19 protein-coding genes are annotated in these 22,753 nt (G+C 61.0%); 16 read left to right on the top strand and 3 right to left on the bottom strand.

Annotated features, from left to right (window positions below):
- Window positions 1-148: 148 nt before the first annotated feature.
- The 8 genes from xseA to HSW_RS06020 all read left to right on the top strand — a co-directional run bounded on the left by xseA (window position 149) and on the right by HSW_RS06020 (window position 5,592).
- Window positions 149-1,636, top strand: a complete 1,488-nt coding sequence (gene xseA, locus HSW_RS06055; protein WP_081768273.1) for an exodeoxyribonuclease VII large subunit — start codon at window positions 149-151, stop codon at window positions 1,634-1,636.
- A gap of 14 nt (window positions 1,637-1,650) precedes the next feature.
- A complete protein-coding gene (gene xseB / locus HSW_RS06050; protein ID WP_044001233.1) occupies window positions 1,651-1,869 on the top strand; it encodes an exodeoxyribonuclease VII small subunit in 219 nt (72 codons plus the stop codon).
- Window positions 1,870-1,955: 86 nt separating this feature from the next.
- Entirely contained in the window at window positions 1,956-2,345 is a 390-nt protein-coding gene (locus HSW_RS06045) for a hypothetical protein (RefSeq protein WP_044001232.1), read from the top strand.
- Between the two features lie 156 nt (window positions 2,346-2,501).
- Window positions 2,502-3,041 carry a hypothetical protein gene (locus HSW_RS06040; protein WP_155832844.1) on the top strand — a complete coding sequence of 180 codons (540 nt, stop codon included), beginning with the start codon at window positions 2,502-2,504 and terminating at the stop codon, window positions 3,039-3,041.
- Window positions 3,042-3,124: 83 nt separating this feature from the next.
- Window positions 3,125-3,538, top strand: coding sequence for a hypothetical protein (locus HSW_RS06035; protein WP_044001230.1), 414 nt, complete (start codon window positions 3,125-3,127; stop codon window positions 3,536-3,538).
- A 163-nt stretch (window positions 3,539-3,701) separates the two neighbouring features.
- Window positions 3,702-4,304, top strand: a complete 603-nt coding sequence (locus HSW_RS06030; RefSeq protein ID WP_155832843.1) for a hypothetical protein — start codon at window positions 3,702-3,704, stop codon at window positions 4,302-4,304.
- A gap of 53 nt (window positions 4,305-4,357) precedes the next feature.
- The gene (locus HSW_RS06025; RefSeq protein WP_044001228.1) at window positions 4,358-5,170 is read left to right on the top strand and encodes a sensor histidine kinase; all 813 of its coding nucleotides are present in this window, start codon (window positions 4,358-4,360) and stop codon (window positions 5,168-5,170) included.
- Window positions 5,167-5,592, top strand: coding sequence for a response regulator (locus tag HSW_RS06020; protein WP_052346162.1), 426 nt, complete (start codon window positions 5,167-5,169; stop codon window positions 5,590-5,592). The genes HSW_RS06025 and HSW_RS06020 overlap by 4 nt, the downstream gene beginning before the upstream one ends.
- Before the next feature lie 82 nt (window positions 5,593-5,674).
- Here the strand turns inward: HSW_RS06020 and HSW_RS06015 are convergent, their stop codons facing one another.
- Window positions 5,675-8,419: a TonB-dependent receptor gene (locus HSW_RS06015; protein ID WP_044001227.1), complete on the bottom strand. Its 2,745-nt coding sequence runs from the start codon at window positions 8,417-8,419 to the stop codon at window positions 5,675-5,677.
- A gap of 126 nt (window positions 8,420-8,545) precedes the next feature.
- Window positions 8,546-8,902 carry an MGMT family protein gene (locus HSW_RS06010; RefSeq protein WP_231501361.1) on the bottom strand — a complete coding sequence of 119 codons (357 nt, stop codon included), beginning with the start codon at window positions 8,900-8,902 and terminating at the stop codon, window positions 8,546-8,548.
- A 252-nt stretch (window positions 8,903-9,154) separates the two neighbouring features.
- Between HSW_RS06010 and HSW_RS06005 the strand changes: the two genes are divergently transcribed.
- The 5 genes from HSW_RS06005 to HSW_RS05985 all read left to right on the top strand — a co-directional run bounded on the left by HSW_RS06005 (window position 9,155) and on the right by HSW_RS05985 (window position 15,851).
- Complete coding sequence (locus HSW_RS06005) at window positions 9,155-10,321, top strand: efflux RND transporter periplasmic adaptor subunit (RefSeq protein WP_052346161.1); 1,167 nt, start codon at window positions 9,155-9,157, stop codon at window positions 10,319-10,321.
- 99 nt (window positions 10,322-10,420) lie between these two features.
- Window positions 10,421-13,504, top strand: coding sequence for an efflux RND transporter permease subunit (locus HSW_RS06000; RefSeq protein WP_044001226.1), 3,084 nt, complete (start codon window positions 10,421-10,423; stop codon window positions 13,502-13,504).
- Window positions 13,505-13,560: 56 nt separating this feature from the next.
- Window positions 13,561-14,985, top strand: coding sequence for a TolC family protein (locus HSW_RS05995; protein WP_052346159.1), 1,425 nt, complete (start codon window positions 13,561-13,563; stop codon window positions 14,983-14,985).
- A 29-nt stretch (window positions 14,986-15,014) separates the two neighbouring features.
- Window positions 15,015-15,452 carry a hypothetical protein gene (locus tag HSW_RS05990; protein ID WP_044001225.1) on the top strand — a complete coding sequence of 146 codons (438 nt, stop codon included), beginning with the start codon at window positions 15,015-15,017 and terminating at the stop codon, window positions 15,450-15,452.
- A gap of 213 nt (window positions 15,453-15,665) precedes the next feature.
- A complete protein-coding gene (locus HSW_RS05985; protein WP_044001224.1) occupies window positions 15,666-15,851 on the top strand; it encodes a hypothetical protein in 186 nt (61 codons plus the stop codon).
- Window positions 15,852-15,972: 121 nt separating this feature from the next.
- On the opposite strand, the gene HSW_RS05980 is transcribed toward HSW_RS05985, so the two are convergent.
- Window positions 15,973-17,340 carry a zinc dependent phospholipase C family protein gene (locus HSW_RS05980; protein WP_081768271.1) on the bottom strand — a complete coding sequence of 456 codons (1,368 nt, stop codon included), beginning with the start codon at window positions 17,338-17,340 and terminating at the stop codon, window positions 15,973-15,975.
- Window positions 17,341-17,501: 161 nt separating this feature from the next.
- Between HSW_RS05980 and HSW_RS22555 the strand changes: the two genes are divergently transcribed.
- From HSW_RS22555 to HSW_RS05965, 3 genes are all read left to right on the top strand, one after another.
- Entirely contained in the window at window positions 17,502-17,918 is a 417-nt protein-coding gene (locus HSW_RS22555) for a hypothetical protein (protein ID WP_052346158.1), read from the top strand.
- 222 nt (window positions 17,919-18,140) lie between these two features.
- Window positions 18,141-21,302, top strand: a complete 3,162-nt coding sequence (locus tag HSW_RS05970; RefSeq protein ID WP_052346157.1) for an efflux RND transporter permease subunit — start codon at window positions 18,141-18,143, stop codon at window positions 21,300-21,302.
- A gap of 125 nt (window positions 21,303-21,427) precedes the next feature.
- Window positions 21,428-22,669: a TolC family protein gene (locus HSW_RS05965; protein WP_044001222.1), complete on the top strand. Its 1,242-nt coding sequence runs from the start codon at window positions 21,428-21,430 to the stop codon at window positions 22,667-22,669.
- Window positions 22,670-22,753: the final 84 nt, after the last annotated feature.

Genomic DNA, 22,753 nt, shown 5'->3' with positions numbered 1-22,753 from the left:
GGGCAAGGTAAAAGAATTTCCCGTTGCCATTTTTGGGTGAACGGGTGAACTGGCAGACAGGCGAACGGTTTAACTGATGGAGTGACGTTGCGAGACATGTGCCGCATCAGGCCAGGCCAAGCATCCAGGCGCTATCTTTACACTTGCAATGCCGCTATATAACCGTCGTCCTGACCCGGGACTATCCGCTCCTTCTGCCTTGCCCCCGGCCGCGCTGCCGCTCAGTGAGCTGCTGGCCCGGGTGCGCCAGACGCTGAGTGAGCGGTTTGCCGATTCGTATTGGGTGGTGGCCGAAATTGCCGACCTCACTTTGCCCCGCTCCTACGGCGCGCATTGTTACCTCACCCTCACCGACCAGCATACTACTGCCCGTGGGGCCCAACTCAAGGCCCAGGCCCGCGCTACCATCTGGAGTGCGCGCTACCAGCAGCTGGCGGCGGCTTTCGAGGAGCAGACCGGCCTCACCCTGCGCACGGGTCTGAAAGTGATGCTGCGGGTGCAGGTGAAGTTCCACGAGCAGTTTGGCCTCAGCCTCGACGTGTTGGCCCTCGACCCCACCTACACCGTGGGCGACCTGGCTCGCCTGCGCCTCGAAACCCTGCGCAAGCTGCAGGCCGAAGACCTGCTGGAGCGCCAAAAACGCCTGCCGTTGCCGTTGGGGGTGCAGCGCGTGGCCGTTATTTCTTCGCCCACGGCGGCCGGCTGGCAGGACTTCGTGCAGCAGCTGCAGGAAGCGCCCTACGACTTTGCCCTCACGCTCTTCCCCGCCCTCATGCAGGGCGACGATGCCCCGGCCAGCATCCGGGCGGCGCTGGACGGCATCCGGCCCCGCCGCCACGAGTTTGATGCCGTGGTGCTAATCCGGGGCGGGGGCTCTAAAACCGACCTCCTGGCGTTTGATGACTACGGGCTGGCGGCGGCTATTGGGTCGTTTCCGCTGCCCGTTCTGACCGGTATAGGGCACGAGCGGGATGAGGCTGTAGTGGACCTCACGGCGCATATTGCCCTCAAAACGCCCACGGCCGTAGCGGCTTTCCTGATTGAGCGGCTGGCCCGGCTGGAAGCAGCCCTGGAAGGCTACGGCACCCGTATTCGGGAAGTAGCCCAGGCACAGGTGCAGCAGGCAGCTATGCAGCTCAGCCGGCTGCTGCGCCACGCCCACCTGGCGGCCCAGAACCAGCTGCAGGACCAGCGGGAGCTGCTGCACCAGCGCATTCGGTTGGCGGCAACTGCTCCCCGGGCCCAGCTTCGGCAGCAAAACCACCAGCTCACCCGACGGCAGCACCAGCTGCACCGGGCGGCCCGCACCACGCTGCGCCACCAGGAGCAGACGCTACGGCAGCGCGGGCGGCTCCTGGCCCAGCGGTTCCGCCGGCTGCACCGCCGCCGCCGCGAGCAGTTGCTGCGCCAGCGGTTTGCTGTGCAGCTGGCAGCCGTGAAGCTGTTGCACCGCCAGGAACTGCAACTGAGCCAGCTCTCGGCTGCGCCGGCAGCCACCACTCGTATTCAGCTGCTCACGCCGAAAGGCCGGCCGGTGAAGGGCCCGTTACGCCCGGGACAGGAAATTTTGCTTCGTCTGCCCGATTCGGTGGTGCCGGCCCGTATCGGAGGGCAGCTCCCGTTGTTTCTTCCCTAACTTCATTTGCTTTCATGTCGCCCCAAAACTTAACGTACCGCCAGGCCATCGAAGAGCTGGAAACTATTCTGCGCGCCCTCGAAACCGATGCGGTGGATGTGGATGACCTTACGGCCCGCGTGCAGCGCTCCGCCGAGCTTATTCGCCTCTGCAAGCAGAAGCTCCGCTCGGCTGAAACGGCCATTGACCAGGTGTTTGAAAATCTGGAGGAGGAAGATCCGGAAGATGCCTGATCCGGCATAGCAAGGATATGTAGCAAGGAGGCTATATTTGAATCCGCCAAACAGCTCTTTCTACCATCCTATTTCTTGCACACCGTATGGATTCTCTTTCCGAAGCGCCCAAACAACCCTTCACCCTCGAACAGGCCGGCGAATGGACCCGCCGTTTCCGGGAGCAAAGTGAGCACGCCGTGAAAGGCCACCTGTTCGACCGCGCCGCGCTGGAAGCCTTACTATCCCGCTCCGATGCGACGGGCTTACGGTTCTACTATGGCCGCGACGAAGAGAATCATCCGCAACTGGTGATGGTGGCCGTGGATGTCGATGGCAACGATTTAGTAGACACACCACTCCGACAGATGCCAACGGAAGGAGAGTCGATGCTAATGGCCACCGCCAGCCTGAGTAGTTCTGATGACGACCCGATAGTAGGTCCGGGTAAAACCTGCCCGCCCTGCTGCAGTGTTACCAATCTACTCAACAGCTAAATGACCGATGGTGCCCTAGCCGCCTGGCTACCTCGGGTAGCGGATTATCTGGAAGTGCTGGCCTACTGCAGCCTCAGCATTCCGGCGGGTGTGGCATTGGTGCATTGGCAACGGCTTACGAGGCCGGTACAACTTTTGGCTGTTGTACCGGCCTTTATGTTAGTTCTTTTTACGTTGATGCGCCTGACGGTAGCCTTTGGTTTGCAGAACATCTGGCTAGCACACCTTGCCGCCATTGGCGAGACGGTGTGCTACATCTGTGCCTTTAGCTTACTGTTGCCTCGGTTGCGGCCGTGGCGGCGGTGGCTACTGGGAGGCTTTCTAGCCTTCGCCGCGCTTGATTCCTTGGTGTTGGAAGGGTTAACGCAACTCAACAGCTACACCATCGCCCTGGAAAGCTTTCTGGGCATTCTGCTGGTGCTACTGTATTTTGAACAGGAAATCCGCCACTTGGCGCCGACTAACACCCATCGTCGGCCGCTCCTGATTGCCGGCACTGGCATTGTGTTGTATCTGGCCGGCACGGTCGCCATTTACCTAGGGAGCAATACGTTTCTGCAAACCGATGACGGAGTAGGCATGTCGTTGCTGTATTCCATCAACAGCATGCTGCTACTTGTACTAGCTGCTTTCTTCACGCGGGCTTTCTGGCTCAGTTGCCGGATACCAGCTAGTGAATTACAAGTTATCAGATGAGCATAGCCAGGAGGTCACGTTTTTGATTCTGATAGTTCTATATTACCCCGAAATACCTCTTCTCTCCTACCCACACACACCGTATGCTTTTCACCGACCCTATTCCCGGTTTCAACCCCAACGCCGGAGCCCCCATTCCACCCGCTGAGGCCGAGCAGTGGACCGCCAATTACCGCAACCAGCCCCAGACCCAGGAGGAGCTGGCCGGCCGGAAGCGTATTAAAGCGTATTACTTTGGTAACGAGATGCTCGACACCATTCAGAAGCAGCCCGGTTGCGTGGGCATCCGCTTCTACATGGGCCTGGAGCAGGACCTGACCGGCGACAAGAGCAAAGACGAGTACCAACTGCTGGCCGTGGGCGTAGACGTGAACGGCTACGACCTGATACCCCGCACCGGCCCAACCGGCGAGTTGCTGAATGAGGACGGTATTGTGGGGGATTCGACCCTAAAATGTCCACCTGTGTGTGACCCTACGAGCCCAATGAATACCTGATGTGCCTATATCACTAAGCAATCTGGTTCTTCTGTTAAGGATATGCGGTAATCTTACCGTAATTCCGTTTGTCATCTATACCGGCCGAAAGTCTTTGCTACCACAAAGCTTTCGGCCGGTATATTTCTATTTGGCTGGTGACGTAATTTGCCTACTGTTGGACATGTTTGGCCGGGTTATTTTACATAACAACATCTTCAATTATCATCTCTCTACTGCTTTCGATGTCACTACGCTTTGCTGGGCGTTTGGTGTGTTACTTCCCTATAAGCAGCGACAAATACTTGGCTGGTGCTGGGCCATATTTGTGTTGATAGCCCTCAGCGATGCATTGTGGTTTGATCCATTCATGAGCAGCATCAACGTGGTAAGCCGCATAGCCGGCAACAGCCTCCTAACAATGCTGGCCATGTACCATGTCTGGAATTTACAGCCGGCCGGCCCACCAGAAAAGAACCCAGAGCTTGTTCTGGGGGCAATGGTTCTGCTGTACTATCCATGCTCAACGCTGGTGTTTATTGTGCAGGAGTTACTGCCTGCTGGCATCTCAGCCCGCTTTCCTGGAAATAGTGCGACTATTAGCAGCATGCTGCTTTATCCGCCGCTCCGGGTACTACAAGTGGGGCTGCTGATTTACCTGCTGAGCATTTTACCGGGCGGTCCGGCTCCGCGCCGGGCGTTGCCCGGATGGCTACGTTTCCGCTTTGGGAAGCGGCCGGTACCGCTTCATTCACCCATTTCCCAGTCGGTTAACCATTCGAAATAGAAGCGTTTAGTTTACTTTAGCCGAATAGTTATGCAGCCGCCTGCTTTTCTTCAATGCCCGACGCAATTCTACCCTTGGTTCTGGTGACGCCCATTCTGCTGTTATTGGCACTGGGCATCGTGGGCTTTGTGGTGCGCTACCAGCGGCGGCTGATTCAGCAGCAGCAGGAAGTACAGGAGCTGCACGAAAGTGCCCAGCAGCAGGCCCTGGAGGCGGCGCTGCTGGCCCAGGAAGAAGAACGGCGCCGTATTGCCGCCGATTTGCACGACGGGGTGGGCACCACCCTGGCCATCGTGAAGCTGCACCTGAACACGCTCAACCAACCCGACCTCACCCAGGAAGCCACCATCCTGCTCGACCAGGCCATCAACGAGGTGCGCCGGATTTCGCGCAACCTGCTGCCGGCCGCACTCCAGAAATTCGGCCTTTCCTTCGCCCTCGAAGCCCTGGCCCGCACCATGCCCGCCGACGGACCCACGCAGGTGGAGGTAGAACAAACCGGCATTCCGCGCCGTCTTGATCCTAAGTATGAGCTGATTGTGTACCGCGTGGTGCAGGAGCTACTGGGTAACGGGCTGCGCCACGCCCACGCCAGCCAAATCCAGATTACCGTCGAATACGGAGCCGATTCGCTGGCCCTGCGCTACTCCGATAACGGCGTGGGCTTCGACCCCACCATTTCCGACCAACCTCCCCTGCCCGGCTCCCGCACCGGCCTGGGCCTCACCAACCTACGCAGCCGCGTGGGCGTATTACGCGGAACTCTCCGCCATGAGTCGGCTCCGGGCCAGGGCACCCGGGTTTGGATTTCCCTGCCCTTGCCGTATCTTGTTACCAACCAGCCCACTAGCCTTTCCCTAGCATGAGCACACCTTCCATTCGCCTGGCCGTAGTAGATGACCATATTCTGTTTCGTAAAGGGCTTCGGGCTCTGATAAGTGGCTTTCCAGGCATGGAAGTGCTGTTTGAGGCCGGCGACGGACAGGAGCTGCTAGAACGCCTCGACCAGGGCACTATTCCGGATGTAATTCTGATGGATCTGCAGATGCCCGTGCTGGACGGCCTGCAAACCGTGCGTCTACTACGCGCTCAGTACCCGCAGGTGCGCTCTATCATCATTTCTATGCACGATGAGCCCGAGCTGATTGATTCCCTGCGGGCCGAAGGCGCGCACGGTTATCTGCTCAAGAATGCCAGTCCGGAGGAAGTCCTTGGGGCCATTCAGCACGTTATTGATACCCGCCCGGGCTCCGGGGCTTCCAAGCCCATTCTTACAGCTTCTTTCTAGCCCTGGCTTTTCTGTAAAACGACCAGAGCCGTTCCTGTAACAGGAACGGCTCTGGTCGTTTTCAGGGCAGGATACGTTCCGGCTACAGACCCACGGCCATGCCCAGCGTGAACGTGCGGCCCCGGTTGAAGAAGGCCTGCAGGTTGCCGGCATCGAACACGTTGGAGTTGCTGCGGTTCGAAACGTCAGTAAAGTAGAACTCATTCAACACATTCAATACCGAGGCCCGGAAGCTGATGCGCACCTTGTCCTGGTACACCGGCTTCAGCTCGTAGCCGAAGTGCAGGTCCAGGTTCTTGCTGGTGGGCAGGCGGTAAGCATCGGTGCGAGAAGCTTCCTCCAGAATATTATCGGGGTTGAAGGCGGCGTAGTACTTCGAGAACACCAGGAACGAAGGCCGGATGTACAGGCCCCGGATGGGCTCGTAGCGCAGGCCCAGCTGGAACTGGTTTTGTGCCGCGTCGCCTACGTGCACACCGTCCAGGAATACGGGCTGGTCCAGCTGGTTTACCTGCACGTTGGATTCTGTTACCTGGTTGAGCAGGCCCTTGCCTTTCCAGCGCCAGTCCCCCAATGAAATAGCGGCATTTAGCTGCAGGCTGCGGCTGATTTCCTGGGCCACGCTCATCTCTACGCCCATGTGGCGGGCGTCAATGTTACGCACCGAGCTGTACACCGGCTCGCCCGTAGCGGTAGAAACTGAGTTGGTGGATTTGTTGGACCACAAGGTATAATAAGCGTTCAGCGTGGCCTTTAGGCTGGGGTAGCTGATACCATAGCCCAGTTCCATGCTGGTGATGCCCTCGGGCTGCACGCTCTTGTAGCGAATACCCTGGGTGTTATACACCTGGTTAAAAAACGGTACGCGGCTGTTATAGCCCACGTTCACGAACAGGTTGTTGCGCTCCGTTACGTTGTAGTTGGCTCCGGCCTTCACACTGTACCCCGTGAATTCGGCCCAGGGCGTTTCCACTGTCTGACCATCGGCGCTGGTGTACGTGCGCCCATTGATGGTCTGGGTCTGGTTGAAGCCCACATCGTAGCTCTGCCCGTCCACGGTCACCTGCTTGGCCCGGAAATAATCGATGCGCTTGTAGCGGATCTGGGAAAGGGTACCGCTTACCACGGCCGACAGCACGGGCGTTTTGTACTCCAGTTGGGCATAGCCGCCCAGCCACTGGGTTTTGCCGTCGTAGTTGTAGCTGATTTTGTCCCCCTCATACAGGCGGGTCGTTGGGTCGGCGTTCAGGTTGCCAATCGTGCGGGCGTAGTCGCCGCCCAGCAAGTCACGCACTTCACGGTAGTGCAGTCCCCGGTATAGGCGGCCATCCACCCCGGCCGAGAAAGTCACCTTGTCGTTGAGCGAATAATCGGCTCCTAGTACGCCGCCGTACCAGCGGTGGCTGTTCACGTTGTTCACCAAAAAAGAGCCCGACTGCCGCTGCTCGGTAAACAGCGTATCGTTGCGACGGGTGGCGGTGTTGAAGACGAACGGGTAGTTGCGGACGTTGGTATTATAAATACCCTGGAAGTTCGTTTGGCCATCAACTGTCTGGCTGAGCGTGGAGGAGTTGCCGCTGGTCAGGCCGGATACCCCGCCCCCGTTACCAAACGAGGCATACGCCACGGCACTCACGAACAGCTTGCTGTTTACCTGCCAGTAGTCGTTGAGGTTGATCTGGGGCTTGTGGTAGTAGTTGCTCCGCTCGTTCAGCACTTCCGAACCCTGCACATTGCTTACCTGCCGGGTGGTAGGGTCCCGGTCGTAGCGCGTGAGCGTGCCCCAGTACGGGTTGTAGGAGAAGCCCTTGTTGCCACCGGCCACGGGGGAAGCGCCAATTTCTGCCGCCTTTTCGGTGGAATACAGCCCCACCGCAGCTTGGAAGGAGCGGGTGCCGTGGCTCTGCGGGGAGCCCATGCCGGTGAGGGAAAGGCGGTGGTTGCCCGCCCGTTTGCTGATGTTGCCGAAGTAGGTCCAAGCATCATCAAAGGCCTTGTCCACCCAGCCATCGGACGTACGGCGGGAGCCGTAGGCGGTGAAGGCCCAGTCGCCCTTCAGCGTGCCGCTGCTGAGCATGAGGGAGTATTTCTGGTAGTTGTTGGAGCCGGTTTCTACCCGGGCCAGAGCTGCCTTCTTATCATCGAAACCCTTGGTGAGGACGTTGATGGTACCGCCCACGGAAGGCACCGAAATCTTGGAAGCCGACAGGCCGCGCTGCACCTGCAGGCTCTTGGTCACGTCGCCCAAATCCCAGTTCGACCAGAATACCTGGCCGGTTTCCATGTCATTTACGGGCACCCCGTTCACCAGCACGGCCACGTTGCGCTGGTCGAACCCCCGGATGTTGATGCGGGAGTCGCCGGTGCCACCGCCGCCCTGGGTGGCGTACACACCGGGCGTCTCGTTAAGAATCATCGGCAGGTCGCGGTTGGAGAGGGTTTCGCGCAGCTTTACCTCATTCACGGCCGCAAACGCCACCGGTGTAGAGCGTTCTACGGCCACGCCCAGCGAGCCAACTACCTGCACCTCGTTCAAGGTAGCGTTATCGGCCACCAAGTTGAAGGTGGCGGTAGTGTTCTGGTTGCCCACCGTCACCTGCTGCTCCAGCACCTTATAGCCAATAAAGGAGGCCCGCACGGTGTAGGTGCCGGGTTTCAGGCCGGCTACGGAGTAGGTGCCGTTATCCTCGGCCCCGCCGCCGGTGTTGGCCCCATTGCCTACCACCTGCACGGTGGCACCGGGCAGGCCTTCCCCGGTTAATTTATCCAGTACGCGTCCTTTGATGGAGTAAGTGGTTTGAGCCACCGCCACCACGGAGGTAGTCATCAGAGCTCCAGCAAGTAAAAAGTGCTTCATGAAAAAGGGAAATACGACCCGCAAAGGAAATTGAGGGTGTAAAGGTAAGATTTTGACAGGTAGCAGGAAGCAGAAAATACCGCCGCCGCCGGCCCCTTATTCCAGCTCCACGGCCGGGTCCCAGAAGCGGGTTTTGAAGTCCTGCACCTGGTCTTCCACCACCGTTACTCCCTCCGTTTCCAGCGCCTCTTGCATGGCCGTGGGCGTGGCAAAATGGTGCTTGCCCGTGAGCAGCCCGTTGCGGTTAATAACGCGGTGGGCCGGCACGTACTCGTTGGCCGTGTGCGCAGCCATCATGGCCCAGCCCACCATGCGAGCACCATGCCGGGCTCCTAGGTAGTGGGCAATGGCTCCGTAGGTAGTCACCCGGCCCTGGGGCACCAGCCGCACTACCTCGTGTACCTCCTGAAAAAAGTTACGCTGCTGCTCCGTAGGGTTGCGGGGAATAGACACAGTGGTGAGATGGTGAAATGGTGAGTTTGGCGTTTCGCCAGATTTGATAGCGCAAGTAGCGCAGGCAGAACATTAAACTCACCATCTCACTATTTCACCTTTCCCGTGCCCGCGCAACCCGGCGGCGGTTTTGGTGTCTTACCTCCATCTTTCCCTTCCGGCCCCGGCGTCAACCAAAACCAGGTGGTTCGCGTTGTGGCAGTTGCGCCCCGCCGACTGCTGCCGGTTTAGGGCCCCACCCGAAGTAACCCCATGCAAACCCAGGAACACCCGACCTCAGAAGTAACCGAAACCCGCTCCGGCTCCGCTGGCCGCCGCATCCTCTGGCTGCTGGTGGCGTTGGCCGCAGTAGGCGCCCTGGCGTTCATCAAAATCAAGTATTTCCCTTCGCAAAGCGCAGAAGGCAAAGGCGGCGGTGCCAAGGGCGCAGCCGGCGCGCCGGGCAAAGGTGGCCCCGGCGGAGCGGGCGGTAAAGGCGGCAGCGGAGCATTGCCGGTGCAGGTGTACGTGGTGAAAGCCACCAGTCTGGCCGATGAGGTAGCCGCCACGGGTTCCATTCTGGCCGAGGAATCGGTAGTTATCAAGAGCGAAATTTCGGGCAAGATTACCAGCCTCAACATCCGGGAAGGCCAGCCGGTGAGCAAGGGCCAGCTGCTGCTGAGCATCAACGCCGACGAGATTCAGGCGGCTCTGAAAAAGCAGGAATACAACATCCGCCTCTACCGCGACCAGGAAAAGCGCCAGCGCACCTTGCTGGACAAGGAATACATCAGCACCCAGGAGTACGAGCAATCCAACAACCTGCTGCTCACGGCCCAGGCCGATTTGCAGTCGTTGCGGGCTTCTCTGGCCAAGGCGTACGTGCGGGCTCCGTTTGCCGGCGTGCTGGGCCTGACCACCGCCACAGTGGGTACGTACGTGAGTCCCGGGGCCGAAATCACCACGCTTTCCAAGGTGAAGCCGGTGAAAATCAACTTCACGGTGCCCAGCCGCTTCTCCAGCCTGGTGCGCACCGGCGACCCGATCATCATCACCGACGAGGCGTCCAATAAAAAATACGAAGCCAAAGTCTACGCCCTCGATCCGCAGATTGACCCCGTGAGCCGCACCCAGACCGTGCGGGCCCGCTACGCCAACACCCGCGACGAACTGCGCCCCGGCGCGTTCGTGAAAGTAAACCTGCAGCTCAGCCAGACTGCCGACGCGCTGCAAGTACCCACCGAGGCCGTTATTCCGGAAGCCACCGGCTACAGCGTGTACACTGTACAGAAAGGTAAAATGGTGCCGAAGAAGGTAAAAATCGGAGTGCGCTCCGACCGCCTCATCCAGATTACCGACGGCCTAGCCGTGGGTGACTCCGTTATTCGTACCGGCATTCTGCAAGTGAAGCCGGGCGATGCGGTGAAGGTGACTAAGTAATATTTCTCTCGCAGAGGTCCGCAGAGGTATTCGCAGAGGAGTGCGGAGGCTCTGCTACCCTCTGCGAATACTTCTGCGGACCTCTGCGAGAAAACCATCATGAGCTTATCCAGCACTAGCATAAACAGACCGGTTCTCGCCATTGTGATGAGCCTGGTGATTGTGATTTTCGGGGTCATCGGGTTCCGGTATTTGAGCGTGCGGGAGTACCCGAGCGTCGACCCACCCATCATTACCGTATCGGCCAGCTACACCGGGGCTTCCGCCGACGTGATGCAGGGCCAGGTGACGGAGCCACTGGAAGAAGCCCTCAACGGCATCCAGGGCATCAAGAACCTGACCTCTAACTCCCGCGACGGCCGTACCCAGATTACGGTGGAGTTTGACCTCGACGCCGATCTGGAAACCGCCGCCAACGACGTGCGCGACAAGGTATCGGGGGCGCAGGGCCGCCTCCCGCGCGACATCGACCCACCCATCGTGAGCAAGGCCAACGCCGACTCGCAGCCCATTGTGATGACCTACCTCAGCTCCAGCAAACGCACCCTGCTGGAACTGACCGATTACGCCAACAACACCCTCAAAGAGCGCCTCCAGACCATACCGGGCGTGTCGGAGGTGCGGGTGTACGGGGAGCGGAAGTACTCTATGCGCCTGTGGCTGGACCCCGTGAAGCTCTCGGCCCTGAGTGTGAGCCCCGTGGACGTGCAGGCCGCCCTCACCCGCGAAAACGTGGAGCTGCCCAGCGGCTCGGTGCAGGGCCAAGCTACCCAGCTCACCCTGCGTACTATGGGCCGCCTGAGCTCCGTGGAAGATTTCAACAACCTGATTATCCGCAAAGACGAGTCCTCGTTGGTGCGGCTTTCCGACATTGGCTACGCCGAGCTGTACCCCGAAAACGACCAGACCATCTTCAAGGTAAATGGCGTGCCGATGGTGGGTCTGGCGGTTATTCCGCAGCCGGGCTCCAACCAGATTGACATTGCCGACGAGTTTAACCAGCGTCTGGAGCTGTACGGCAAGGATTTGCCTAAGGACCTGGTGCTCAAGCCGGGCTTCGATAACTCGGTGTTCATCCGCAAATCCATCACGGAAGTGGAGCACACCATCATCGAGGCCTTTGTGCTGGTGGTGATTATCATCTTCCTGTTCCTGCGTGACTGGCGCTCCACCATTATTCCGGTGGTGGCCATTCCGGTGTCGTTGGTGGGTATTTTCTTCGTGATGTACCTGATGAATTTCTCCATCAACGTCCTCACGCTGCTGGCCGTGGTGCTGGCCATTGGCCTGGTGGTGGATGACGCCATTGTGGTACTGGAGAACATCTATTCCCGCATTGAGGGCGGCGAGGACCCCAAAACTGCCGCCATCAAGGGCTCCGAGGAAATCCTGATGGCCGTTATCAGTACCACGGTGGTGCTGGCGGCAGTGTTTCTGCCGGTGGTGTTCCTAACAGGTATCACGGGCCGGCTGTTCCGGGAGTTTGGCATTGTGGTGGCTGGCTCGGTGCTGATTTCGGCCTTTGTGTCGCTTACGCTCACGCCCATGATGTGCTCGGTGCTGCTCAAGCGCGAGGAAAAGCACAACTGGTTTTACCGCAAAACCGAGCCCTTCTTCGAGAAGATGATTAACGGCTACAAGGGCAGCCTCGAAACGTTCCTGCGCAACCGCTGGCTGGCGTGGCTGGTGGTGGCTGGTACGGGTGTGGGCATCTGGTACTTTATGGGCGCAATTCCCTCGGAACTGGCCCCGGTGGAAGACCGCAGCCGCATAAACCTGAACGCTACCGGCCCCGAGGGCGCCTCTTTTGAGTTCATGGATGCGTATATGACACAACTTACGCAGTTGGCCATGGATTCGGCCGGCCCCGGCAACCTGAGCAGCGTGTTTGCCGTGACGTCGCCGGGCTTCGGGGGCGGCTCCAACTCGGGTACGGCCCGGGTGCTGCTGCTGGAAGCTGATACCCGCGCGTTGCCCCAGCCTGCCATTGCCGATAAGCTGAGTGCCGGCGTGAAAAAGCTCACCGCCGCCCGTACCTCCGTCAGCCAGGACCAGAGCATCGGGGGCGGCGGCGGTGGACTGCCGGTGCAGTTCGTTATCCAGACCCAGGATTTCGAGAAGCTGCGCGAAGCCGTGCCTAAGTTCCTCGACGCGGCCCGCCAGGACCCCACCTTCCAGTTCGTAGACGTGAACCTGAAATTCAACAAGCCCGAGCTGCGCGTGAACATCGACCGAGAAAAGGCCCAGAGCCTGGGCGTGTCGGTGCAGAGCATTTCACAGACGCTGCAGTCGGGCCTGAGCGGCCAGCGTTACGGTTACTTTATCCGGGAGGGCAAGCAGTACCAGATTATCGGGCAGGTGGCGCGCGAAGATCGGAGCCAGCCGCTGGACGTGCGCCTGCTGTCGGTGAAGAATGCCAACGGCGAGCTGATTCAGCTGGACAACGTGATTCGGCTGGAGGAAAGCAGCACGCCGCCCCAGCTCTACCGCTTCAACCGCTACAACTCGGCTACCTTCTCGGCCTCTCTGGCTCCCGGCCGTACCCTCGGCGACGGTATTGCCGCCATGCAGGCCCTGGCCGAAAAGAACCTCGACGACACGTTCAGTACCGAGCTGGCCGGCTCCTCCCGCGACTTTCAGGAAAGCTCCAGCAGCTTGGTGTTTGCCTTCGGGCTGGCCTTGGTGCTGATTTACCTGGTGCTGGCGGCGCAGTTCGAGAGCTTCCGCGACCCGGTGATTATCATGGTGACGGTGCCGCTGGCCCTTTCCGGCGCGCTGCTCAGCCTGTGGTACTTCAACCAGACGCTCAACCTGTTCTCCCAGATCGGCATTATTATGCTGGTGGGGCTGGTGACGAAGAACGGTATCCTCATCGTGGAATTTGCCAACCAGCAGGTAGAAAACGGCAAGGACTACATGACCGGCCTGATTGAGGGTGCTACGGCCCGCTTCCGCCCCATCCTGATGACCTCGTTGTGCGCCATTCTGGGTATTCTGCCCATTGCCGTGGCTACCGGCGCGGGCGCGCTTAGCCGCCGGGCTATGGGTATCGGCGTGGTGGGCGGGCTGTTCTTCGCCACCGCCCTCACGCTGTACGTAGTGCCCGTGATGTATTCGTATTTCGCCACGGCCAAGAAGCACAAACACGCGCCGGTGGAGGAAGAGGAAGCCGTGGCCGCCTAGTGCCGCGTCTTTTTCCGCTTCTCCTGCCGCGCCCTTTTCCGCTGTTGATTTCCCCCATGCCTCGTTTCTCTCTGTTCGCGCTGCTGCTGGCTGCTCCCCTCCCCTTGCTGGCGCAGCAGCCCGCGTTGCCTTCCCGCCCGGCTACCACCCAGCCCCAAAGCAAGCCCCAGACCGAAAAGCCCGAAACCGTGTCCTCGGCCCCCAGTCTGACGCTGGCGGAGGCCATCCGTATCGGTATTGAGAACAACTACAACATCCGCCTCTCGCGGCAGGATATGCGCGTAGCCGAGAATAACGTGACGCGCGGCAACGCCGGGCAGCTACCGGTGGTGAACGGCAACTTTACCCGCACCTTCAACCGCAACAACGTGCGGCAGGAATCCTCCAGCCGGCCCGACCCCAGCATTGCCAACGGGGCCAAATCGAACCTGCTGAACGCCAACGTGGCGGCAACCTGGACGATTTTCGACGGTTTTGGGATGTTCATTGCTTACGACCGACTACAGGCCCTGGAGCAAAGTCAGCAGCAGCTCACGCGGGCTACCGTGGAGGAAACCGTGGCCAGCATCACCGACGCGTATTTTGTAGTAGTGCGCGAGTCGGGCAAGATTACGTCTATTGAGGAAGCTCTGAAAATCGGGCAGGCCCGCATCGACCTCACCCAGGCCCGGGTGGATGTGGGCGTGGCCGCGAAGGTGGAGGTGCTTACCGCCCGCGTAGATTACAACGCCGACCGCTCCATCCTCATCCAGCAGCAGGAAGCGTTGCAAACGGCGAAAATCAACCTCAACAACCTGCTGGGCCGCAACCCTAACCTCAACTTCCAGCCCCAGGATTCCATTGTAGTTGCCCAGGATCTGCAGCGCGACGCCGTGTTGCAGTCCATCCGCCAGAATAACCCGCGTTTGCAGCAGGCCCGTACCAACACCGAGGTAGCCACTTACGACCGGAAGCTGGTGCGCGCCTCCCGCTTCCCACAAATCGGCCTGACCTCGGGCTACGGGCTAAACCGCAATATCAACGGGGCCGCATTTTTCGGCACCCAGCTGGTTACCAATACCGGCCGCACCTACGGGCTCAACTACGGGGTGGTGGCCTCAGTGCCTATTTTCGACGGCTTCAACCGCAACCGCCTGGAGCAGAACGCCCGCATTATGGAGGAGCAAAGCCAGCTACAGCTCAATCAGACCCAGCTCCAGCTGGATGCCGAAGCCGAGCAGGCCTGGGCCCAGTACCAGAACCGTCTGCAGCTGCTGGAGCTGGAAGAATCCAACATCCTGCTGGCCCGCGAAAACGTGGCCATTGCCTTGGAGCGCTACCGCCTGGGCTTACTCACGCCCCTGGATCTGCGCGTGGCCCAGCGGACCCAGCTTGATGCTGAAGTGCGACTGCTGGATATTCGCTACCAGGCCAAGCAGGCTGAAATTATCCTCCGCCGCCTCAGCAGCGGCTTGGTGCAGGAGGGAAACAAGACGCCCTGATTATTCTTTTGGTTTTAACTTTTGCGGCTATGCATACCATTCCCGGTTTTTCTTTACCTGAATTCCTGGACCTCTCCTACCACTCCGATCAGCAGATCCTGACCGTACGTTGGCTGCGGGCAGTTAGCTTCAACGAGTTGCAAACCGGTTTTGCAGCGGCCCGTGAGCAGGGTTACACCCAGAATGCTGCCCGGTGGCTGGTAGATGTGCGCCGCCGCACCGAGTTAGATGCCACTTCTTCCAGTTGGGTAGCCCGGGAGTTGCTGCCTGCCGTGGCGGCCGACGTTGTGCCGGCTACACTGCACGTAGCCTACCTGTTGTCGCCGGCCCGAGCCGAGGTATTGCGCCAGGATGCCGCTATGCGCGCCACAATGGCCGCCGCACAGGCCCCCACCCAACCGTACCATCTGCAAACCTTTCTGGATGAAGTCCCGGCCGTGCGCTGGCTTCTGCAACCCGCCTCGTAATATTTACCCTCATCGGATAGTATGGCATGCGCGCCCCGGCCCTCACAGGTCGGGGCGCGGGTTTTGGTACCTACCCTCCCCCAAACGTTCAGATAAAAAAACCGGGAATTCGGAGAGTAATCATCCTGGTCAGGCGAAGGGTTGCGAACGGCGCGGAACGCCCCCGTAGCTTTGATTCATCAACAACCCCAGAAGCCTCCTCACCTGCTGCACATGTTTGCTCGCCTCCTGAAAATCAGCCTCGTTTTGTTCGTTTTGTCGTTCTGCGTATCTGCTCCGGTTTCGGCTCGCGACCTGTTCGACCGTCGTTGGTTGCCCACGGTGAAGGCGAAGATGAAAGGCCAGCACCACGTTCACCGCCCCAACTACCGCCGTTTCCGGGCTTACCGCCAGTACTAAGCCCGGTCCCACGCTTTGCGGTGAGGTCAGCACGCTTCTCCTGAAAAACCGGTAGTCCCGGCCCACCCCTCAGCACATGGGAGAACGGGCCGGGACTACCGGTTTCTGCTTGCCGGTTGGCTTACTGCGGCTTCAGGGCTTTAAGCTGCTCCAATGCCTCAACAGTAGCTTTGCGGTTGTCTTTTTCCTTCTCGTCCTCATCTACTGGCTCGCGGGTGATGGGCGTGCTGAAAAAGGCCAGAATATGCTGCTGCTGCGAAGTAGTCAGGCTCTCGAATTTCTTGTCGGCCAGCTTGCGCAGCCACTCGCCATAGGTTTCATCGGTCAGGGCGTATTCGCCAAGCCGGGTGGGCTTGCCCGTGTCGAAGTCGGCGTTAGGCAGCGTGGGGCGTTGGGTATCGGTGGTGTCGCGGGGCTCTTTTTCCACTAGCGCGCAGTAGTTATTCATCACCGTGCGGAAGCTGGCGCGGAACAGGGCCTGGGCTTCAGGCGTCGGGGTTTTGAAGGCGAACGGCTTGAGCGGGCCGATTTTGGGCAGTACCCGCACGAAGTACGAGAGGACCCGCGCCCCGGTGCCGGGATGGTCGTAGCCACTGCCGTACTTTTTCTGGTATTCCTCCTCGCTTTCCTTGTACACGTACTCGCGGCGGCGGGCCTGGGGGCTCACCTTGCGGATTTCCTTTTTCTGCGACTGCCACGCGGCCCGGCTGGCAATCGGAATCAGGCTGCGCACCGCAAATCGGAAAGAAGCCACCGACAAGTCTACGTTGAAAATCACCTGGCCCAGCTCCATGCCATAAGTTTTCAGGAAGGCCCGCTCCAGCACCGGCTTGCTCACCTGAAACCCAATGCTGCGCTGGTACTCGGCGGTGCGGTAACGGCCGGCGGCCACCTGCATCACATCAAAGGCGAATTCCAGCTGGGTATGCTGAATAGGGGCTTCCTCGTAAGTGATGACGTTGCCAAACTTGGTCTGCAGTTCGGGATATACATGGGGCATGGCGCGGTTGGTGCCCTCAGGGTGGCCGCTGAGGTCGGCAGCGTAGTGGGCCAGCGCGCCCAGCGCAAAGGCATACTCGTTGCGGTTGTGCGCCTCATCGAGCAGACTGCGCACAAAGTCGCCGGAACGGACGTAGTGTGTAAGGTTGGTGAACAGCTCGGAGCCGAACGGGTAGTAACCCATATCCTGCAGAATGGAGCCGCCGTAAGCAAAGCTCTTGGCCTCGATAAGCTGGTCGTCGGTGGCGCCGGGGTAGCGTTGTTGCAGCAGCTGCACCATGCAGCGCTGCCAGCAGGAATCCACGTTGGCCTGGTGGGTGAGTACCGAGTAGGCCGAAGCCGGGCGCGCAGACAAGCCCAGCAGGACCACCACGACTACAATCCATTTCCACATAGACAAAGACACCCGGCCGGGCGCATAAGCTCTGCCGTGGGTGCAGACACGTACGCACGGCTTACGGCCGTGGTTGTTGCGCTGGTGTAGGTACATGCTTCTGATTTCAGGATGACAGCATATTCCTCCGGCAAGCAGCCTGTTTCGGGCTGTAAACGGCCTAGTTTTTAGTATGACCTGAATTCAGACCGGTTCCAAATTTCGGCTCCAACAGGTTTTTCTGCCTGATTCCACAATGCGGCTCCTACCTTTGCCCCATGAAATCGGTGGTAGCCTTCTTCCTGGGAATTCTGATGCTCGTGAGCGGCTTGGTGCCCCAGAACGACCTGTCAGAGCTGGGTAAGCTGCCCGAGCTAGCCCGCCATTACCGCTACCACCGTACCCTGGCCGATGGAAACCTCTCCCCGTTGCAGTTTCTAGTACTGCACTACGGCCCCCACGGCTCTGACCACCGCCGTCACCCCTACTCCCAGCGCGACGCCCAGGACCACCACAAGCTGCCCCTGGAACAGCACCACCACGACTGCGTGATGGTCAGTTTCGTGCTGCCCGCCGGCCGCCTAACGCTGCTCCCGCGCCCCCTTACCTGGCCCGCTGCCGCCTACCGCGTGGCGCCCGGCCCGCTGTACGCCTTCTGCGTCAGCAACCCGCTGCTCCAGCCGCCCCGAGCGTAGCTACCCGAAGTCCCCGGGCGCAGTGCGTCCGGCCGCTTCCCGTAGTCCTTTCGCTCATTCCGCTGGCAATGTTAGTCATTAGTAGCTGGTATTGAGTAGTGAGTATAGGCATGGACAGTAAGAACCTGATGGTATTGCCCAGCTTGTTCTCAGTCCTCCATACTCAGTACCCACTACTCAATACTCACTACTAACTCCCATCCGGCGGCAATCCATTTTCCTATGCTTTCCCGCATTATCCGGGCCAGCATCCACAACAAGCTGTTTGTGGTGCTGATGCTCCTGGCGTTGCTGGCCTGGGGTGGCTATTCGGCCTCCACCCTGCCCCTCGACGCCATTCCCGACGTCACCAACAACCAGGTTCAGGTTATCACCCAAAGTCCCGCCCTGGCCGCCCAGGAGGTGGAGCAGCTGCTGACCGTACCGCTGGAGCTGGCCCTGCGCACCGTGCCCGGCGTGACGGAAATCCGCTCTACTTCCCGCTTCGGGCTGTCGGTAATTACCGTGGTGTTCGACGACGACGTGCCCACGCTGCAAACCCGCCAGCTGGTGGCCGAGAAGCTACGCACCGCCGAAGCCGAACTTGGCCCCGACCTGGGCCGCCCCGAAATGGCCCCCATTACCACCGGCCTGGGCGAAATCTTTCAGTACAGCCTGGGCGTGAAGCCCGGCTACGAGAAAAAGTACTCGTTGGCCCGCCTACGCGAAGTGCAGGACTGGGTGGTGAAGCGCCAGCTGGCCGGCGTGCCCGGCGTGGTGGACGTGAGCAGCTTTGGCGGCTTCGTGCGCCAGTACGAGGTGAGCGTGAACCCCGAGCGCCTCAACGCCAGCGGCGTGACCATGGCCGAGCTGTACGCGGCCTTAGAGGCCGGCAATGCTAACACCGGCGGCAGCTACCTGGAGCACGGCCGCAACGCCTACTTTATCCGGGGCGAAGGCCGCGCCGGCTCTTTGCAGGACATCGGCAGCATGGTCATCAAGCAGACGGACAACGTGCCCCTGCTGGTGCGCGACGTGGCCGACGTACGCTTCGGCCACTCGGTGCGCTACGGGGCCATGACCCGCGACGGCCAGGGCGAAACCGTGGGCGGCATCGTGCTCATGCTCAAGGGCGCGTCGTCGGAGCAAACCATCAAGGGCGTGAAGGCCCGGGTGGCCGAAATCGACAAGCAACTACCCGCCGGCCTGTTTGTGAAGCCGTTTCTGGACCGCACCAAGCTGGTGGACACCGCCATTCATACCGTGGCCCAGAACCTGATTGAGGGCGGCGTGATTGTGATGGTGGTGCTGCTGGTACTGCTGGGCAACTGGCGCGCCGGCCTAGTGGTGGCTTCCATGATTCCGCTGTGCATGCTGTTTGCCCTGGGCCTGATGAAGACCTTCGGCGTCTCGGCCAACCTGATGAGCCTGGGCGCGCTGGATTTCGGGCTGATTGTGGACGGGGCCGTGATTATCGTGGAAGCCATGATTTTCCACCTCGTGCACTTCCGGGCCCGATCTGAAAACGAAACCATGGACCAGGTAGCCGAAACGGCCGCTACCCGCATGATGCGCTCCGCCTTGTTCGGGCAGCTCATCATCCTCATCGTGTACTTGCCCATCCTGGCCCTCACCGGCATTGAGGGCAAGATGTTCCGGCCCATGGCCCTCACGGTGAGCTTCGCCATTGTGGGCGCCATGCTACTGTGCCTGACCTACGTGCCGGCCGTATCGGCCTGGGCGTTGCGCAAGGACATCAAGGAAGAAGGCACCGTGGCCGACCGCATCATGAAGTTTCTGTACCGCGGCTACCGGCCCATCATTCACGGGGCGCTGCGCCTGCGGGGCGTGGTGGCTGGGGCAGCCGTGGGGCTGCTGGTGCTGGCAGGCGGGGTGTTTGCCAGCTTGGGCGGCGAGTTTATTCCGCAGCTGGATGAGGGCGACTTTGCCGTGTACATGGGCCTGCCCCCCGGTTCTTCACTGGCCCAGACCATTGCCACTACCACCCAAGTACAGCAGATTCTGCTGAAGCAATTTCCGGAGGTAGAGCAGGTAGTGGCCAAAATCGGCACCTCCGAAATTCCCACCGACCCCATGAGCCTGGAAGATTCCGACCAGATTGTGGTGCTCAAACCCCAGAAGGACTGGACCTCGGCCCACTCCCGCGAGGAACTGGCCACCAAGATGAGCGCCGCCCTGGCCGGCGTGCCCGGCGTGAGCCTGGAGTTTCAGCAGCCCATCCAGATGCGCTTCAACGAGCTGATTTCGGGCGTGAAGTCGGATATCAGCATCAAAATCTACGGCGACGACTTGGACCTGCTCTTCGAGAAAGCCAACGAGGCCGCCGCCCTCATCCGCCCGCTGGCCGGCGTGGGCGACCTGAAAGTGGAGCAGATTGCGGCCCTGCCCCAGCTGCGCGTGACCTACAACCGCCAGAAAATGGCCCAGTACGGCCTGCGCGTGCAGGACCTCAATACGCTGCTGCGCGCCTCCTTCGCCGGCGACGTGGCGGGCCAGGTGTACGAGGGCGAGCGGCGCTTCGACTTGGTGGTGCGCCTCGACAGCACCAGCCGCGGCGGTATTCAGGACCTGCGCGCGTTGTACGTGGACCTGCCCGACGGCCAGAAGGTGCCGCTGGAGGAAGTGGCCCAGGTGGAGTTCCGCAACGCCCCCACCCAGGTGTCGCGCGATGATGCGCGCCGCCGCATCAACATCGGCGTGAACGTGCGCAACCGCGACGTGGAAAGCCTGGTGCAGGAAATTCAGCAGAAGCTGGACGCGGGTTTGAAGCTCCCGGAAGGCTACCGCCTGCAATACGGCGGCCAGTTCGAGAACCTGCAGCAGGCCAAATCCCGCCTGGCGGTGGCCGTGCCGGTGTCGCTGCTGCTGATTTTCGTGCTACTCTACCTCTCCTTCCGCTCGGTGAAGCAGGCCGGCCTCATTTTCACGGGCATTCCACTGGCGGCCATCGGTGGTATTCTGGCCCTGTGGCTGCGCGGCATGCCGTTCAGCATCTCGGCGGGCGTAGGCTTCATTGCCTTGTTCGGGGTGGCCGTGCTCAACGGCATCGTGCTGGTGGCCAGCATCAACGAGCTGGCCCTGGCCGGTATTAGCTCGGTGCGCGAGCGGGTGTTGAAAGCCACCCACGAGCGGTTCCGGCCGGTATTGCTCACGGCGGCCGTGGCCTCCTTGGGCTTCCTGCCGATGGCGCTGAGCTCCTCCGGCGGGGCCGAAGTCCAGAAGCCGCTGGCCACGGTGGTTATCGGCGGGCTGATTTCGGCCACCCTGCTTACGCTGGTGGTGCTGCCTGTGCTCTACACCTTCTTTACCAAAGACGGCGAGCCCAGCCCCACCGACCCTACCCCCGAGCTGCTGGCCGAAATCAAGGAAAACCACGAGTTGTAATCCCGAGCGGTGTTGAGGCGCGGCCCTGCGCGTCTCGGCGGCAGAACGATGCCCCCTGCCCGACACCGTTCAACGAGAAGACGCGAAGAGTCGCGTTTCTACCTCGTTCACTTCGACTTCATCCCATGAAATATCTCTTTTTCCTACTCCTGCTGCCTTGGTGGGCACAAGCTCAGACCACGCCCCGCACGCTGCCGCCCCCCGCCCCGGCGGCCCCGCCCAGCGGGCCGCTTACCCTCACGCAGGCGCTCCAAACCGGGCTCGGCCAGAGCCTGCTGGTACAAACCGGCGCGCTGGAAATTGAGCGCCAGCGCACTTTGGCCCGCACCGGTTACGACCTGCCTCGCACGGTGGTGGATTACCAAGTGGGCCAGATTTCAGGACCCTTGCGCGACCAAAGCCTCAATGTGGTGCAGCAGTCGGCCCTGCCGGGGCTGTACCGGGCGCAGCGCCAGCTGCTGGAGGGTCAGGTGCTCACGGCCGAGCAGCGGGTGCGCCAGCAGCGGCGCGAGCTGGGCCGCAGCATCCGCGGTACCTACTACGAGCTGCTGCTGAGCTACCGCCGCGCCGCCCTGCTGCGCCGCCAGGACAGCCTGTACCAGCGCGCCGCCCGGGCCGCCCGCATCCGCTACCAGACCGGCGAAACCAACCGCCTGGAGCAGGTGTCGGCCGAGGCGCGGCGGCTGGAGCTGCGCAATCGGCTGGCCGGAGTGCTCACCGAGCAGCAGGTGCAGCGCCAGCGGCTGGGCGTGCTCCTGAACCTGGGCCGCCCCGCCGACATCGACACCACCACCCTGCCGGCGGTGGCCCTGCTGCCCGCCGATACGGCTAGCCTCTCGGCCGCCTCCAACCCCACCCTGGCCCTGCTGGAGCAGGAAGTGGACGTGAGCCGCCGCCAGACCCGCGTGGAGCAGCTGCGCCGCCTGCCCGATGTGCGCCTGGGCTATTTTACCCAAACCATCAACAAGGAAAATGGCTTCCATGTGGCCCAGGCCGGCGTGGCGGTGCCGCTGCTGGGCGGCGTGCAGAAGTCGCGCATTCAGGCCGCGCGCCTGGGCGAGCAGGCCGTCGAAGCCCAGCTCCGCTACGCCACCACCCAGCTGGATGGGCAGCTGGCGGGGCTGCGCCAGCTGCTGGCTCGCGCCCGCGCCTCGCTCACGTACTACGAAACCACGGCTTTGCCCCAGGCCCGCCTGATTCTGGACACCGCCGAGAAAAGCTTCCGGGCCGGCGACGTGGAATACGTGGAGTACGTGGTGAACACGGAGCCGGCCTGGCAGATTCGGGCCGCCTACCTGGACCAGCTGCGCCAGTACAACGAGCTGGCCCTCGACCTACTGACCTTCACCGGCACCGACGCGCAATAAGCCAGAACAGCCCGGCCCGGCGGCTGGCAGCCGTCGGGCCGGTCGTTGTCAGCTGACGTTGTGACTTCAGCTGCCGGCCTCGTT

The sequence above is a fragment of the Hymenobacter swuensis DY53 genome, assembly GCF_000576555.1.
Taxonomy (GTDB): Bacteria; Bacteroidota; Bacteroidia; order Cytophagales; family Hymenobacteraceae; genus Hymenobacter; species Hymenobacter swuensis.
The sequence above is the reverse complement of the archived record's forward strand: the minus strand, read 5'-3'. Positions and strand labels throughout refer to the sequence as shown.

Coding starts and splice junctions, on each gene's coding strand:
- HSW_RS05980 (WP_081768271.1), bottom strand. CDS start 17,340: ATGTACCTACACCAGCGCAACAACCACGGCCGTAAGCCGTGCGTACGT.
- HSW_RS05990 (WP_044001225.1), top strand. CDS start 15,015: ATGCATACCATTCCCGGTTTTTCTTTACCTGAATTCCTGGACCTCTCC.
- HSW_RS05970 (WP_052346157.1), top strand. CDS start 18,141: ATGCTTTCCCGCATTATCCGGGCCAGCATCCACAACAAGCTGTTTGTG.
- HSW_RS06000 (WP_044001226.1), top strand. CDS start 10,421: ATGAGCTTATCCAGCACTAGCATAAACAGACCGGTTCTCGCCATTGTG.
- HSW_RS06030 (WP_155832843.1), top strand. CDS start 3,702: ATGTTTGGCCGGGTTATTTTACATAACAACATCTTCAATTATCATCTC.
- HSW_RS05965 (WP_044001222.1), top strand. CDS start 21,428: ATGAAATATCTCTTTTTCCTACTCCTGCTGCCTTGGTGGGCACAAGCT.
- HSW_RS06025 (WP_044001228.1), top strand. CDS start 4,358: ATGCCCGACGCAATTCTACCCTTGGTTCTGGTGACGCCCATTCTGCTG.
- HSW_RS05985 (WP_044001224.1), top strand. CDS start 15,666: ATGTTTGCTCGCCTCCTGAAAATCAGCCTCGTTTTGTTCGTTTTGTCG.
- HSW_RS06015 (WP_044001227.1), bottom strand. CDS start 8,419: ATGACTACCTCCGTGGTGGCGGTGGCTCAAACCACTTACTCCATCAAA.
- HSW_RS06040 (WP_155832844.1), top strand. CDS start 2,502: ATGTTAGTTCTTTTTACGTTGATGCGCCTGACGGTAGCCTTTGGTTTG.
- HSW_RS06045 (WP_044001232.1), top strand. CDS start 1,956: ATGGATTCTCTTTCCGAAGCGCCCAAACAACCCTTCACCCTCGAACAG.
- HSW_RS22555 (WP_052346158.1), top strand. CDS start 17,502: ATGAAATCGGTGGTAGCCTTCTTCCTGGGAATTCTGATGCTCGTGAGC.
- HSW_RS05995 (WP_052346159.1), top strand. CDS start 13,561: ATGCCTCGTTTCTCTCTGTTCGCGCTGCTGCTGGCTGCTCCCCTCCCC.
- xseA (WP_081768273.1), top strand. CDS start 149: ATGCCGCTATATAACCGTCGTCCTGACCCGGGACTATCCGCTCCTTCT.
- xseB (WP_044001233.1), top strand. CDS start 1,651: ATGTCGCCCCAAAACTTAACGTACCGCCAGGCCATCGAAGAGCTGGAA.
- HSW_RS06035 (WP_044001230.1), top strand. CDS start 3,125: ATGCTTTTCACCGACCCTATTCCCGGTTTCAACCCCAACGCCGGAGCC.
- HSW_RS06005 (WP_052346161.1), top strand. CDS start 9,155: ATGCAAACCCAGGAACACCCGACCTCAGAAGTAACCGAAACCCGCTCC.
- HSW_RS06020 (WP_052346162.1), top strand. CDS start 5,167: ATGAGCACACCTTCCATTCGCCTGGCCGTAGTAGATGACCATATTCTG.